The 14,781-nt window shown below is 74.9% G+C and carries 5 protein-coding genes and 1 pseudogene; 4 read left to right on the top strand and 2 right to left on the bottom strand.

Translation table 11 applies throughout. The features are described 5' to 3' along the window. Positions 1-133: 133 nt before the first annotated feature. Positions 134-6,391: pseudogene (locus tag FHS29_RS02200) on the top strand (thioester reductase domain-containing protein); the annotation flags it as partial. Between the two features lie 160 nt (positions 6,392-6,551). Here FHS29_RS02200 and FHS29_RS02195 read toward each other — a convergent pair. Beyond that, positions 6,552-6,866: a hypothetical protein gene (locus tag FHS29_RS02195; RefSeq protein WP_184687677.1), complete on the bottom strand. Its 315-nt coding sequence runs from the start codon at positions 6,864-6,866 to the stop codon at positions 6,552-6,554. A gap of 371 nt (positions 6,867-7,237) precedes the next feature. Between FHS29_RS02195 and FHS29_RS02190 the strand changes: the two genes are divergently transcribed. Together FHS29_RS02190 and FHS29_RS02185 are read left to right on the top strand one after the other, a co-directional pair. Then, on the top strand, positions 7,238-7,732 hold the full coding sequence (locus FHS29_RS02190; protein WP_184687676.1) for a DUF1772 domain-containing protein: 495 nt from the start codon (positions 7,238-7,240) through the stop codon (positions 7,730-7,732). A gap of 92 nt (positions 7,733-7,824) precedes the next feature. Beyond that, positions 7,825-10,653: an AfsR/SARP family transcriptional regulator gene (locus FHS29_RS02185; RefSeq protein ID WP_184687675.1), complete on the top strand. Its 2,829-nt coding sequence runs from the start codon at positions 7,825-7,827 to the stop codon at positions 10,651-10,653. Positions 10,654-10,716: 63 nt separating this feature from the next. Here FHS29_RS02185 and FHS29_RS02180 read toward each other — a convergent pair whose 3' ends face one another. Continuing rightward, positions 10,717-11,943, bottom strand: a complete 1,227-nt coding sequence (locus FHS29_RS02180; protein WP_312864707.1) for a 4-hydroxybenzoate 3-monooxygenase — start codon at positions 11,941-11,943, stop codon at positions 10,717-10,719. A 449-nt stretch (positions 11,944-12,392) separates the two neighbouring features. On the opposite strand from FHS29_RS02180, the gene fxsT reads away from it, so the two are divergent. Next, positions 12,393-14,594 carry an FxSxx-COOH system tetratricopeptide repeat protein gene (gene fxsT / locus FHS29_RS02175; protein WP_184687674.1) on the top strand — a complete coding sequence of 734 codons (2,202 nt, stop codon included), beginning with the start codon at positions 12,393-12,395 and terminating at the stop codon, positions 14,592-14,594. The last annotated feature ends 187 nt before the right edge of the window (positions 14,595-14,781 follow it).

The raw sequence follows: 14,781 nt of genomic DNA, 5'->3' as shown, positions 1-14,781 counted from the left end.
ACCGGCCCGACCGGCCGACCAACCGACGGACAGACCAGCCAGCCAGACCGACCGACGCACCGACCAGCCCGACCGACCAGCAAGGAGACGCGCCATGGCCGAACAGCCGACCGCCGCGCCGAGCGACCAGGCCAAGCTGGTCGAGTACCTCAAGCGGGTCACCTCCGACCTGCGCCGGGCCCGCAGCCGGGTGGCCGAACTGGAGGCGTCCCGCGATGCCGACCCGATCGTCATCGTCGGCATGTCCGCCCGCTACCCCGGTGCGGCCGACGCCGACGGGCTGTGGCGGGTGGCGGTGGACGGGCGCGACACCATCGGCCCGTTCCCGGACGACCGGGGCTGGGACCTCGACGCGCTCTACGACCCCGATCCCGCCGCGCTGGGCAAGTTCTACATCCGCGAAGCCGGGTTCCTGGAGACGGCGGGCGAGTTCGACGCCGCGTTCTTCGGCATCTCACCCCGCGAGGCGCTGAGCATGGACCCCCAGCAGCGGGTCCTGCTGGAGACCGCGTGGGAGGCGATCGAGCACGCGGGCATCGACGCCGGGACGCTGCGCGGCAGCCGCACCGGCGTGTACGCCGGGCTGGTCGAGCAGAGCTACCTGGACCTGGACAGCCCGCCGGAGTTCGAGGGCTACCAGATGACCGGCAAGCTCAGCTCGATGGCGTCCGGCCGGATCTCCTACACCCTCGGTCTGGAGGGCCCCTCGGTGTCGATCGACACCGCCTGCTCGTCCGGGCTGGTCGCGCTGCACCTCGCGGCACAGGCGCTGCGGGCCGGGGAGTGCGACCTCGCGCTCGCGGGCGCGGCCTACATCGCCGCGCACCCCGGCGGCTACATCGACGGGGCGCGGCAGCGCGGCCTGGCCGCCGACGGCCGGTGCAAGCCGTTCTCGGCGGCCGCCGACGGCATCGGGTGGTCCGAGGGCGGGGGAGTGCTCGTCGTGGAACGGCTGTCCGACGCCCGCCGCAACGGCCACCGCGTGCTGGCGGTGGTGCGCGGCAGCGCGGTGAACTCCGACGGCGCGTCCAACGGGCTCACCGCGCCGAACGGACCGTCCCAGGAACGGGCCATCCGCGCCGCCCTGGCCGACGCCGGACTGCGACCGTCCGAAGTGGACGCGGTGGAGGCGCACGGCACCGGCACCCGGCTCGGCGACCCCATCGAGGCGCAGGCGCTGCTGGCCACCTACGGCCAGGGCCGCCCGGCGGGCCGGCCGCTGCTGCTCGGTTCGCTCAAGTCGAACATCGGCCACGCCCAGGCGGCGGCCGGTATCGCGGGACTGGTCAAGATGGTGCAGGCGATCCGGCACGCCCACCTGCCGCGCACCCTGCACCTGGACGAGCCCAGCCCGTTCGTGGACTGGTCGTCCGGCGACATCGCGCTGCTCGCCGAGGCCCGCGACTGGCCCGAGACCGGTGCGCCGCGCCGGGGTGCGGTGTCGGCGTTCGGGGCCAGCGGCACCAACGCCCACGTCATCCTGGAGCAGGCACCGCCGGAGGCCGACGCCGTCCCGGTGGGCCGCGCCACCCCCGCCGTCGTCGGAACGGCGCCGGCCGGCGGTGCGGGGCCCGCCTTGACCGATGCGGGGCGGCCACTGTCCGATGTGGACTCCGGTCGGGCGGTTCGTCCCGCACCCGCCGCCGTGCCGTGGGTGCTGTCCGGTCGCAGCCCGGCCGCGTTGCGCGCCCAGGCCGCACGGCTGGCCGAGGCCCTGTCCGCCGATGCCGACCCGTACGACGTGGCGCACTCGCTGGCGACCACGCGCGCCGCGCTCGACCACCGCGCGGTCGTGGTCGGCTCCGACCGGGCCGCGCTGGTCGCCGGGCTGGCCGCCGTCGCGGAAGGCGAGGACAGCGCGTCGGTCGTGCGCGGGACGGCCGGCGAGGTCGGCCGGACCGTGTTCGTCTTCCCCGGCCAGGGCAGCCAGTGGGCCGACATGGCGGTGCCGCTGCTGGACAGCGCGCCCGAGTTCGCCGAGCAGATCGCCGCCTGCGCCAAGGCGCTGGAGCCGTTCGTCGACTTCTCCCTGGAGGACGTCCTGCGCGGTCGGGAAGGCGCGCCCGCGCTGGACCGGCTCGACGTGGTCCAGCCCGTCCTGTTCGCGGTCATGGTGTCGCTGGCCGCCCTGTGGCAGGCCCGCGGCGTGCGGCCGGACGCCGTCGTCGGCCACTCGCAAGGCGAGGTCGCCGCCGCCTACGTCGCGGGCGCGCTCTCGCTGGAGGACGCCGCCCGGGTCGTCGCGCTGCGCAGCCGGATCGCGTGCGAGCTGCAGGGCGTCGGCGGTATGGGTGCGGTCGCGCTGCCGCGCGCCGAGGTGACCGCACGGCTCGCCGCGTGGCCGGGGCAGCTGTCGGTGACCGTGGAGAACGGGCCCAACGCGGTGCTCGTCGGCGGCGATCGCGACGCCCTGGACGAGTTCCTGGCCGGGTGCAAGGCGGAAGGCGTGCGGGTCAAGCGGTTCGACACCGACTTCGCGTCGCACTCGCCGCAGGTGGAACTGGTGCGCGACGAGCTGTTGGCCGCGTTCGCGCCGATCGAGCCCCGCACCGGGACCGTGCCGTTCTTCTCCACCGTCACCGCGGACTGGGTCGACACCGCGGGGCTCGACGCCGACTACTGGTACCGCAACCTGCGCGGCACGGTCGAGTTCGCCCGTTCGGTCACCGCGCTCGCCGACGCGGGCTACGGCGTGTTCGTGGAGGTCAGCCCGCACCCGGTGCTCCAGGTCTCGGTGCAGGAGCTGGTCGGCGACGAGGCCGTGCTCACCGGGACGCTGCGCCGCGACGAGGGCGGGCCGGAGACGTTCCTGCGGGCGCTCGGGCTGCTGCACTGCCGCGGGGTGCGGATCGACTGGCCGGCGGCGTTCCCCGGCGCTCGCCGGGTCGAGCTGCCCACCTACGCCTTCCAGCGCGAGCGGTTCTGGCACGTCGCCGGCTCCGACACGCTCGACACCGCCGCCCTCGGCCTCACCGCGGCCGGGCACCCGCTGCTCGGGGCGGTCGTGCACCTCGCGGGCACGGACGAGGCACTGTTCACCAGCCGGGTGTCCGCCCGCACCGCGCCCTGGGCGACGGCCGATGCCGAGGGCACGGTCGTGCTCCCGTCGGCGGCGCTGCTGGAGGTGGTGCTGCGCGCCGGTGACGAGGTCGCCTGCCCGGCGGTGGCCGAACTGCGGGTCGACGCCCCGATCGCCCTGCCCGCCAAGGGCGGGCTGCACCTCCAGGTCCGGGTCGGACCGCCGGACCACGACGGCTCGCGCCCGGTGTCCGTCCACACCCGGCCGGAGGACGGCGACCAGCTGTGGAGCGCCGCCGCCACCGGCACGCTCGTCCCGCGCGGCGTCCGGCCCGAGCCGGGCGACCAGCCGGCCGACGACGCCACGCAGGTCGACGCCGAACTGGCCGAGGCGCACCGCCCGGACGGGTACGCGCTGCACCCGGCGCTGCTCGACAGCGTCGTCCAGGCCGCCGCCGGACCGCACGCGCACGTGACCACTTGGCGCGAGGCCAGGGTGCACGCGGTCGGCGCGGTCGCGGTGCACGCCACCCTCGTCCGGCACGGCGACGGCCTGCGGCTGCGCGCCGTCGACCGGGCGGGTCAGCCGGTGGTGTCGGCCGACCTCGTCGTCGGCCCGGCCGCGACCCCGCCGGGCCGCGACCACGAAGCCCTGCTGCGCACCGAGTGGACGCCGATCCGGCTGCCCGCCGCGGTCGCCGGGCTCGGGCAGGAGGTCCTGGTGGTCCCGCTGGCCACCGAGCCCGGCGAGGACGTCCCCGCCGCGCTGCACCGGCTCACCGGCACCGTGCTGACCCTCGCCCACCGCCACCTCGCCGACGACCGGGCCGACGCCCCGCTGGTGTTCCGGACCACCGGCGCGGTGTCGGTCGCGGGGGAGCCGGTCACCGACCCGGCCGCCGCCGCCGTGTGGGGCCAGGTGCGGTCCGCCCAGTCGGAGAACCCCGGCCGGTTCGTGCTGCTCGACGCCGGCACCGACGACCCGGTCGCCGCCGTCGTCGCCTCCGGGGAGGCCCAGGTCGCGGTGCGCGGCGACCGGGTGCTGACACCCCGGCTGCGGCGCGTGCCGCGTGGCCCGGCCCACCGGTTCGACCCGACCGGCACGGTGCTGGTCACCGGCGGCACCGGCACGCTCGGCGCGCTGTTCGCCCGCCACCTCGTCACCCGGCACGGCGTCCGGCACCTGCTGCTGGCCGGACGGCGGGGGCCGTCCGCGCCCGGCGTGGCCGAACTGCGCGCCGAACTGGCCGCGCTCGGCGCGGAGGTGACCGTCGCCGCGTGCGACCTGACCGACCGCGCCGCGGTCGCCGAACTGGTCGCGAGCGTGCCCCCGGAACGCCCGCTGCGCGCCGTGCTGCACGCGGCCGGCGTCATCGACGACGGGCTCATCGCCGGCACCGACCACGGGCGGCTGGCGGGTGTCCTGCGGCCCAAGGCGGACGCCGCCTGGCACCTGCACGAGCTGACCCGCGACCACGACCTGACGGCGTTCGTGCTGTTCTCCTCGCTGGCGGGCGTCATCGGCGGCGCGGGCCAGTCCAGCTACGCCGCCGCCAACACCTTCCTCGACGGGCTCGCCGAGCACCGCGCGGCGGCCGGGCTGCCCGCGACCTCCGTCGCGTGGGGCCTGTGGGCCGCCACCGTGGCGGGCGGCGACCTCGGCGCGGCCGACGTGGACCGCATCGCCCGCGCCGGCTACCCGCCCATCGCGTCCGACACCGGCCCGGCGCTGCTGGACCTGGCCGTCGGCACCGGCCTGCCCGCGCTCACCGCGGCACCGCTGGACACCGCCGCGCTGCGCGCCCAGCCCCGCCAGGTGCCGCCCGTGCTGACCGCCCTGGTGCGGGTGCCGTCCCGCCCGACCGCCCGCAACAGCGCGGTCACCGTCGACTCGCTCGCGGCCGACCTGGCCGGGCTGGACGAGGCGGCCCGCCGGGACCGGCTGCTCGCCCTGCTGCGCGGCGAGGTGGGCGGCGTGCTGGGCCACGCCGACCCGGACGTGATCGGCGGGCACGAGCGCTTCGCCGACCTCGGCTTCGACTCCCTCACCGGCGTCGAACTGCGCAACCGGCTCGCCGAGCTCACCGGGCTGAGGCTGCCCACCACGCTGGTGTTCGACCACCCGACGCTCGCCGCGCTGGCCGATCACCTGCTCGGCGCGCTGCTCGGCGCCCCGACCGCCGAGGAGGGCTCGGACCTCGCCGCCGCGCTGGCCGCCGACATCGGGCTCGACCCGGACATCCGGCCCGCCGCGGAGGTCGTGCCGGTGGCCGCCGACCCGGCGGAGGTCCTGCTCACCGGGGCCACCGGCTTCCTCGGCGCGTACCTGCTGCGCGACCTGCTCAGGACCACCCGGGCCCACGTGCACTGCCTGGTCCGCGCCGCCGACGAGCCCACCGCCCGCGCCCGGCTCGACGCCACCCTGGACTGGTACGGCATCGGCGCCGAGGTCGACCGGTCCAGGATCACCGTCCTGCCCGGCGACCTCGCGGCCGCGTCCCTGGGCCTGCACCCGGACCGGTTCGACGCGCTGGCGCGGGTGGTCGACGCCGTCTACCACCCGGCCGCCGAGGTCAACTGGGTCCGGCCGTACGCGGCCGTGCGCGGTGCGAACGTGCTGGCGGTGAAGGAACTCCTGCGGCTGGCCGCCCGGCACCGCACCGTGCCGCTGCACCACGTCTCCACCCTGGGCGTGTTCCTCGACGGCGCGTCCGACGCCGGTGGCCGGGGGATCGCGGTGGGCGACCCGACCGGTCCCGGCACGGCCCTGCCCACCGGCTACACGCAGAGCAAGTGGGTCGCCGAACAGGTCGTGGACCTGGCGCGGGAACGCGGCCTGCCGGTGTCGGTCTACCGGATCGACCTCATCGCGGGCGACCGGCACACCGGCGCGTGCCAGACCCGGGACTTCGTCTGGCTCAGCCTCAAGGGGATGCTCCAGGCCGGTGCGGCACCGGCGGAGCCCGCCGTCGACTTCCGGTTGATGCCGGTCGACTACGCCAGCGCGGCGATCCTGCACATCTCCCGCACCGAGCACTCCCGGACGTTCCACGTCAGCGGCCACACCACGTTCCCGCTGGCCGACATGCTCGCCGAACTGAGGCGACGGGGCCACCGCCTGGACCCGCTCGACGCCGAGGCGTTCCGCGCCCGGATCCTGTCCGACCAGACCAACGCCCTGGTGCCGCTGCTGGACGCCTTCGACGTCATGTCCGCCGCACCGGCCGCGTTCTACCCCCCGATCGACGACAAGGAGACGACAGCCGCCCTGGCGGGCACCGACATCACCTGCCCACCCGCGACCCCGTCCCACTTCGTCCGCCACGTCGACTTCTTCACCGACCGCGGTTACTTCCCCCGACCGAAGTCGTGAGCCGGACCGGGGGCGCGTGCGGCGTGCACCGCACGCGCCCCGGTGCGACGCGCCGGACGTTGGGCGAAGGGCGACGGGGCCTTCACTGCGGCTGACCTGAAGCAAACGTTGCGATTGGTGTCGACTTCACGTCGTGCCTGCTGGAAGGCTCAGCCAAGGATCACTGCCACTCCTCGGGTTCCGCGCCCGCGCCCCCGATCCACTCCAAGCACTCCCTCACCCCGGCGCAGTACTCGGAACTCATCCGATCATCCGCCTGTGGCTCGCCATCGGCCTTTTTGACAGTCTCCGCAATGGCTTTCATGTCCGGCGGCTGGGATCCCGATCGGCCGGTGATCGGATTCTTCGTGTCGCCGTCCATCACCCACGCGATGGCAGCTTTGACACCCTCGATTCTCTTCGTTTCCCGGGTCCAGTACTGGATCTTCTCGGCGAACTCCCGGACCTGTCCCGGTCCGGGGCCGTTGTTTCTCATCACGCCTCCATTGCTGTCGTATGATCCGAATCTGGAACCCTGCTACCTCGTCGACCCGCACGAACCGGTCAGGACGTGGCAGGGCCGCGGCGGGACAGACCCATCCCGGTCGAGAGCGCCGTCGACATCCCGTTCCGGGTAGGGCGCCCAAGGCGCCGCCCGTGCGCCGGCAGGCGGCCGAGTTCGAGCCAGGCGTCCACCACCCCGGCGGCTCCGGCGACCGGCAACGCGGGAGCGTCCGGGGGACCAGCCCGATGAGCAGGCGTGACAGGCCCTGGTAGCCGGATGCGCTCATGGGGCGACAGCCTGCCGGCCGTTGTCTCCTGGCGCTTTTGGCGGTCCGGTCCCGGAGTGTCTGGGAAGCTGGCGAGATGCGGAACCGTTCGAGCAACAAGACCACGCGGGGGCGGTGGGCCGCGGTCGCCGGAGTGGGGCAGGCCCAGTGGTTCTTCGGCAACGTCTACGAGGCCGTGGTGGACATGCCGCAACTCCTCGCGGACGCGCAACCCGACCGGAAGCCCGGACTCCTCGGCGCGGGAAGTCCGCTCCGCTACTACCTGCCGGTCGCGCCGGTAACCCTGGTGGCCACCGCGGCCGCGCTGGTCGGCAGCCGGCGATCCGGTGGTGACCGAGGTGCGATCGCCACGGCTGCGGCGGGCACGGCGTCGGCGGTGGCGCTGACCGCCTATCTCGCGAGAACGGTCAACCTGCGACTGTTGCGCGGCGGAAAGCCGCTGGACGCGATCGAGCGCCGCAACCTGGTCAGGACCTGGCACCGCGGCAACCTGGTGCGTCTGACGGCCCTCACCGCCGCCGCGTGGGGACTGCGGGCAGCCCGAACGGAAGACTCCGCTGTCGACGGCTGAGGGCGCAGCACCGGCCACGCCGGCACCGGGGCGTGGCTCCCGAGGCGAGAAGTGACCGGGTGACTTCCGCGCGTGCGAAGGAGCGACGGACCATGGGGGTGGAGTTCGGTCTGCTGGGCGAGGTGACCGCGCGCGTCGACGGGCGGGCGGTGGACCTCGGGCCGGTCAGGCAGCGCTGCGTGCTGGCGGCGTTGGCGGTGGACGTCGGCCGCGTGGTGTCGGTGGACCGCCTGGTGGAACGGGTGTGGGCGCCTGCCGTGCCGCGCCGGGGAGCGGCGACGCTGCACAGCTACGTCTCCCGGCTGCGTCGGGTGCTCGCGGTCGCGGACACGGTGGACATCGTCCACCGGTCGGGCGGCTACGCCCTGGTCGTGGACCAGCCCGAACCGGCGGTGGACCTGCACCGGTTCCGCGACCTGTGCGCCCGCAGCGGTGCCGACGACGTGGCGCTGCTGACCGAGGCGCTGGGACTGTGGCGCGGCGAGCCGTTGACCGGCCTGACCGGCGAGTGGGCGGAGGCCGAACGCGTCCGGTTGCGGCAGGAGCAGCTGTCCGCCGAGCACGACCTGGTCGACGCCAGGCTGCGCGCGGGCGAGGGCGGGGAGCTGGTGGTGGAGCTGTCCGCGCGGACCGCGCGGTACCCGTCGGACGAGCGGGTGGCCGGCCAGTACCTGCTGGCGCTGCACCGGGCCGGGCGGTCGGCGGACGCCCTGGAGCACTACGAGCGGCTCCGTGAACGGCTGGCGGAGCAGTTGGGCACCGACCCCGGTGCGCCGCTGCGCGAGCTGCACCGACGGATCGTGGCCGCCGACCCCGCCCTGTCCGGCCCCACCCCGTCCGATCCCACCTGGCCTGGCCCGCCCGGCGGACGGGCGGCCGAGCCGGTGGCGGTACCCCGGCAGTTGCCCGCGGCGCCCCAGCACTTCACCGGTCGCGACCGCGAACTCGCCGCCCTCACGACCGCCTTGGACGACGCGGCGGCCGGGCGCACGGTGGTGATCTCCGCGATCGCCGGCACCGGCGGCATCGGCAAGACGTGGCTGGCCCTGCACTGGGCGCACCGGCACGCCGACCGCTTCCCCGACGGCCAGCTGTTCGTCGACCTGCGCGGGTTCAGCCCCGACAGCGCGCCGATGGACCCGGCGGTGGTGGTGCGCGGGTTCCTGCACGCCCTGGGCGTGGAGCCGGCCCGGCTGCCCGTCGACGCGCACGCCCAGACCGCCCTGTTCCGCAGCCTGGTGGCGGACAAGCGGGTGCTGATCGTGGCCGACAACGCCGCCGACGCCGGCCAGGTCGGTCCGCTGCTGCCCGGTGGGGCCTCGTGCACCGTGCTGGTCACCAGCCGCAGCCGGCTGGCCGGCCTGACAGCCGGGCACGGCGCCCACCACGTGCCCCTGGACGTGCTGTCCGACGACGAGGCCCGCGCCCTGCTGAGCGCCCGCCTGGGCGCCGGACGCGTCCGGGCCGAGCCCGCCGCGGTGGCGGAACTGATCCGCCTGTGCGGCGGGTTCCCGCTGGCCCTGGGCATCGTCGCGGCCCGCGCCCACACCCGGCTCGACCAACCCATGGCCACCCTGGCGGAGGAACTGCGCGACCTGGGCCTCGGCGCGCTGGACGACGACGACCCCACCGCCAGCCTGCCCGCGGTCCTGTCCTGGTCCTACCGCGCCCTGCCACCCGACCAGGCCACCGCGTTCGCCCTGCTGGGCATGGCGACCGGACCCGACATCGACCTGCCCGCGGTCGCCGGCCTCACCGGCCTGTCCCCCAGGGAGACCATGACGGTGCTGCGCGGACTGGAACAAGCCTCGCTGCTCACCCGGGACAACCGCGGCCGGTACCACATGCACGACCTGATCCGCTCCTACGCCACCACCACCGCCCGCCGTGAACTGACCGAGCAGGCGCGGGAGGCGGGGTTGCGGCGACTGCTGGACTTCTACACGCACACCGCCTACGCCGCCGCCCGCCTCCTGCACCCCGACCGACCGCCGATCCGGCTCGACCCGCCCGTCCCCGGCGTCCGGCCCCACCCGCTGCCCGACGTCCCGGCGGCGATGGCCTGGTTCGACGCCGAGTACCCCAACCTGCTGGCCGCCCAGCACACCGCCACGACCCACCACTGGCACCACGCGGTGTGGCAGCTGGCGTGGACCCTGGGCACCTTCTACCAGCGGCGGGGACACCTCTACGACCAGCTCGCCGGGTGGCGGACCGGGCTGGCCGCCGCCGCCCACCTGCCCGACCCGGCCACCCGCGTCGTCGCCCACCGGCACCTCGGCCTCGCCTACACCAACCTCAGGCGGCACGAGGAAGCGATCGGGCACCTGCGCGAGGCGATCGCCCTGGCCGAACACCACCAGGACCTGTTGCAGCAGGCCGAGACCCACCGGGTGCTCGCCGGGGCATTCGAGCTGTCCGGGGACGACCGGAAGGCCCTGGACCACTCCATCCGGGCCCTGGACCTCTTCCGCGCCCTGGCCCGGCCGGTGGGGGAAGCCGACGCGCTCAACGACGTGGGCTGGTACGCCGCCCGGATGGGCGAGTACGAGACCGCCCGCGAACACTGCGAGGCCGCCCTCGCCCTCTACCACCGCCACCAGGACCCCGCCGGCGAGGCCGCCTCCCTGGACAGCCTCGGCTACATCGCCCACCACACCGGGCACCACGCCGAGGCCATCCGGCACTACCAACAGGCCCTCGCCCTGTACCGCCGGCACGACAACACCTATTTCGCCGCCGACGCGCTCGCCGACCTGGGCCACCCCCACGCCGCCCTCGGCCGACCCGAAGAGGCCCGCGCGGTCTGGCGGGAGGCGCTGGAGCTGTACCGCGCCCAAGGCCGCGACGCCGACGTCGAACGGGTGCAGCGGCAACTGGACGCACTCGACGGGCAGGGCGACTCGGGCGCCACCGACTGAGCCGGGTGCCACCCGGCGGCCGACACACCCGGGCTCGTGCCGAGGCTGGCGCGCCGCCTGGCGTCATGCCGTGCCGGCCATCAGTTCCGCGAAAGCCCTGGCGGCGGCGGAGGAGGTGAAGAGGCGGTCGATGCGCGACCGGGCGAGTTGCCGGCGGAACGGGCCCGCGGTGGTCTCGTCCGCGCCGTGGAACACCATCTCGGTCATCCACCGCGAGAACTCCTGGTCGTTCCACACCCTGCGCAGACAGGTGGGGGAGTACTCGCGCAACCGGCCGTCGTCGCCGTCGCGCACGGCGGCGGTCAGCGCTCGCGCCAGCACGTCGGCGTCGGCGATCGCGAGGTTCATGCCCTTGCCGCCCATCGGGGGGACGATGTGCGCCGCGTCCCCGACGAGGAACAGCCTGCCGTGGGACATCGGGTCGACCACGAAGCTGCGCGCGTCGACGACCGCCTTGTCGACGATCGGGCCGTCCGGCAGACCGTCGTCGGCCAGCCGCAACCGCAACTGCCGCCACACCCGTTCATCGGTCCACGAACCCAGGTCGTCGCCGGGCGGGCACTGGAGGTAGAACCGGCTCGCCCCCGGCCCGCGCCCGAAGTGCGCCGCGAACCCGTGCCGGTTGATCGCCAGCAGCGGGTGGCGCGGCGGTGGCGAGTCGGCCAGCACCGTGAACCAGCCGACGTCGTCCGAGTGCCGGTAGGTGGTCAGCACCTCCGGCGGGATGCGGGCCCGGCTGACGCCGTGGAAGCCGTCGCACCCGGCGACGTAGTCGGCGTCGAGTCGGTGCGCGACGCCGTCCGGGTCGCGGTAGGTGACGTGCGGCCGAGCGCCGTCGACGTCGTGCAGCGCCACGTCGGCCGCCGAGAAGCGCACCTCCCCGCCGTTGTCGAGCAGCGTCGAGACGAGTCGCCGCACCAGCAGCTGTTGCGGTATCAGCCGACCGGCCCGCCCGTCGGTGTGCAGGTCGGCGTCGAACAGCCGGGGCACGCCGTCCACCCGGAATTCGAGCAGTCCGGACCGGGGCGCTCCCGACAGCAGCCGGTCGCCCAGACCGGACCGCAGGTAGACCTGCTCGGCGGCGAAGTCGAGCACTCCCGCCCGCTGCCGCCGCTCCACGCGCGCACGGCTGTGCCGTTCGAGCACCACGCACCCGATTCCGTTCCGGTGCAGCAGGTTCGCCACCGTGAGCCCCGCCACCCCCGCGCCGACGACCACCACGGTCGTCGCTTCCCCGCGTGCCACGTCCACCACGATCGCCACCCTCCCGAGCCCGTACAGCACCACCACGCTAGGCCCGTGCGACCGATTCCACGCCGCCTATCGCGGTGGTCGGCGGTACCGGCCGCCGAGTTCGACACAACCGTCCTTTGTGGACTTCTTGTGCCGCGGCTCTGACGAGAACACCGAAGCCTGCACCCGGACCAACCCGGTTGGCACATCCGTCCGGCGGCACGGCGGACGTTCGGGCGAGCCGCGTTCCGGTCGACCGGATAACCGCATTCGTGCGTTGATGCCGGGGCCGATTCGCGTTCTAGTGGACGGGCCGGGCCACTGGAACGGTCGGCACGCGCCTGATCGTGTCGGAGGGTGGACGGCTTTCGGTGAGCGCGGGACGGGACGGCAGCGCAGGAGGAGTCGGCCAGGTCGGTGTGGCTTCGGGATCGGCGATCGTCTTCCAGGCCGGGCAGGATCTACACGTCCACCGCCCACCCGCGCCGCGTCGGGTGTCGTGGCCGGTGAGAGTCGGTGTCCCACCGCGCGGGGTCGACCACTTCCAGGACCGCGCGGCTGGTGCGGAGTTGGCCGGGGCGTTGGCGGCGGGCGAGTCCGCCGTGCTGGTCGGGGCCGGTTCGCCCGCGGTGGTGTCGGGACTGGGCGGGGTCGGGAAGTCGCAACTCGCGGCACACCACGCCTGGCGGACGTGGCGGGACGCCTCGGTCGATGTGGCGGTGTGGGTGTCCGCGTCGACCCGGGACGGTGTGGTGACCGCGTATGCGGAGGCGGCACGGAAGGTGTTGTGCGGGGACGATCCCGGCATCGCGGACCGGGTGCCGGAGGAGGCCGCGCAGTCGCTGCGGTCGTGGTTGGCGGCGACCGGACGCCGGTGGCTGGTGGTGCTCGACGACGTGCGCGACCCCTGGGACCTGAGGGACCTGTGGCCACCCGGCAGCTCGTCGGGGCAGGTGGTGGTGACCACCCGGCGGCGTGACGCGGTGTCCGCCTGCGGGCGGTGCCGGGTGGTCGAGTTGGGGGTGTTCACCGAGGGCGAGGCGCTGGGCTACCTCACGAGGGCGCTGCCGCGCCGCGCCGTCGACACGGCGGGTGCGGAGCAGGTGCGGGGCCTGGCGGCGGACCTGGGGTTCCTGCCGTTGGCGCTGGCGCAGGCGGCGGCGTTCATCACGCACAAACCGCTGCTGACCGTGTCGGGATACCGGGCGAGGCTGGCCGGGCGGCGGAACTCGCTGGCCGACGTGGTGCCCCCGGCGGCGGAGTTGCCCGACGAGCACCAGGCCACCGTGGCGGCCACGTGGTCGCTGTCGGTCGAGTGCGCCGACCGGCTACCACCGGAGGGGTTGGCCCGGCCGCTGCTGGAACTGGCGAGCCTGCTGGATCCCAACGGCACCCCGCTCGTGCTGTTCACCAGCGCGTCCGTGCGCCGGCACCTGGCGACGACAGCCGGCGGCGAGGTCGGCCCGAGCACGGTGGAGGACGGCCTCGGGTGCCTGCACCGCCTCAACCTGATCGACCTGGACACGACACGTCCCGCCCGCACGGTCACCGTCCACACCCTGGTCCAGCGCGCCGTCCGCGACACCCTGACCTCCGGCGGCCTCCACCGGCTCGCGCACGTCGCAGCCGACGCCCTGCTGGCGATCTGGCCCGACATCGACACCACCGACCCCGACCTCGCGCAGGCGCTGCGCTCGGCCACCGACGCACTGCACGCCCGCACCACCCCGGCGCTCTGGTCCCCCGAGTGCCACCCGCTGCTGTTCCGCAGCGGACGATCCCTCGGCGAGACCGGCCAGGTCACCGCCGTCATCTCGCACTTCGACCACCTCCACCGCCAGGCGCGGGCACACCTCGGTCCCGACCACCCCGACACCCTGGTGGCCCGCCACGACCTGGCGTCCTGGCGGGGCGCGGGCGGCGACACGACGGGCGCGGTCGCCGACTACGAGGTGTTGCTGGCCGACTGCCTGCGGGTGCTCGGCCCCGATCACCCCGACACGCTCGCCACCCGCAACAACCTCGCCCGCTGGCGGGGTGAGGCCGGTGACGTGGCCGGTGCGGTGTCCGCGTTCGACGTGCTGCTGGTCGACTGCCTGCGGGTGCTGGGCCGCGACCACCCCGACACGCTCGCCACCCGCAACAACCTCGCCGACCTGAGGGGCGAGGCCGGTGACGCGGCCGGCGCGGTCGCCGGGTTCGAAGCGCTGCTGGCCGACCGCCTGCGGGTGCTGGGCCCCGATCACCCCCACACCCTCACGACCCGCAACAACCTCGCGCACTGGCGGGGTACGGCCGGTGACGTGGTGGGCGCGGTGTCCGCGTTCGAGGCGTTGCTGGCCGACTGCCGGCGCGTGCTGGGCCCTGACCACCCCGAGACGCTGATCACCCGCAGCAACGTCGCCCGCTGGCGAGGTGCGGCCGGTGACGTCGCCGGCGCGGTCGCGGAGTACGAGGCGCTGCTGACCGAGTTCCTCCGGGTGCTGGGGCCGGACCACCCCGACACCTTCACCGCCCGCAACAACCTCGCGCACTGGCGGGGTACGGCCGGTGACGCGGTCGGTGCGGCGTCCGCGTTCAAGGCGCTGGCGGCCGACTGCGAGCGCGTGTTGGGCCCCGACCACCCCCACACCGTCACCACCCGCGACAACCGCACCCACTGGCAGCGGAAGGCCGACGGGGGAGCCCCGACCGCCTCCGGGTCGTGAAGCCCCCGCCACCGCCCCGCGACATGACCGTGGACAGGTCGATCACCGTACGACGTGGCCGGTGATCACATTTCGCTGTTCCGCCCGGGGGACGCGCTGTTACCGGTAGCGGAGGACTTCATGGCACACACCGGACCAGTGCGGCCTGGCCGCCGATCCGGGACAGGAGGAACCGGTGGAGCAGACG

Origin of the sequence: Saccharothrix tamanrassetensis (assembly GCF_014203665.1) — a bacterium.
Classification (GTDB): Bacteria; Actinomycetota; Actinomycetes; order Mycobacteriales; family Pseudonocardiaceae; genus Actinosynnema; species Actinosynnema tamanrassetense.
The sequence above is the reverse complement of the archived record's forward strand: the minus strand, read 5'-3'. Positions and strand labels throughout refer to the sequence as shown.

Bases quoted from the DNA above. Each gene is read 5' to 3' on its own strand.
- FHS29_RS02190 (WP_184687676.1), top strand. From the start codon at position 7,238: ATGCGGAACCGTTCGAGCAACAAGACCACGCGGGGGCGGTGGGCCGCG.
- FHS29_RS02185 (WP_184687675.1), top strand. From the start codon at position 7,825: ATGGGGGTGGAGTTCGGTCTGCTGGGCGAGGTGACCGCGCGCGTCGAC.
- FHS29_RS02195 (WP_184687677.1), bottom strand. From the start codon at position 6,866: ATGAGAAACAACGGCCCCGGACCGGGACAGGTCCGGGAGTTCGCCGAG.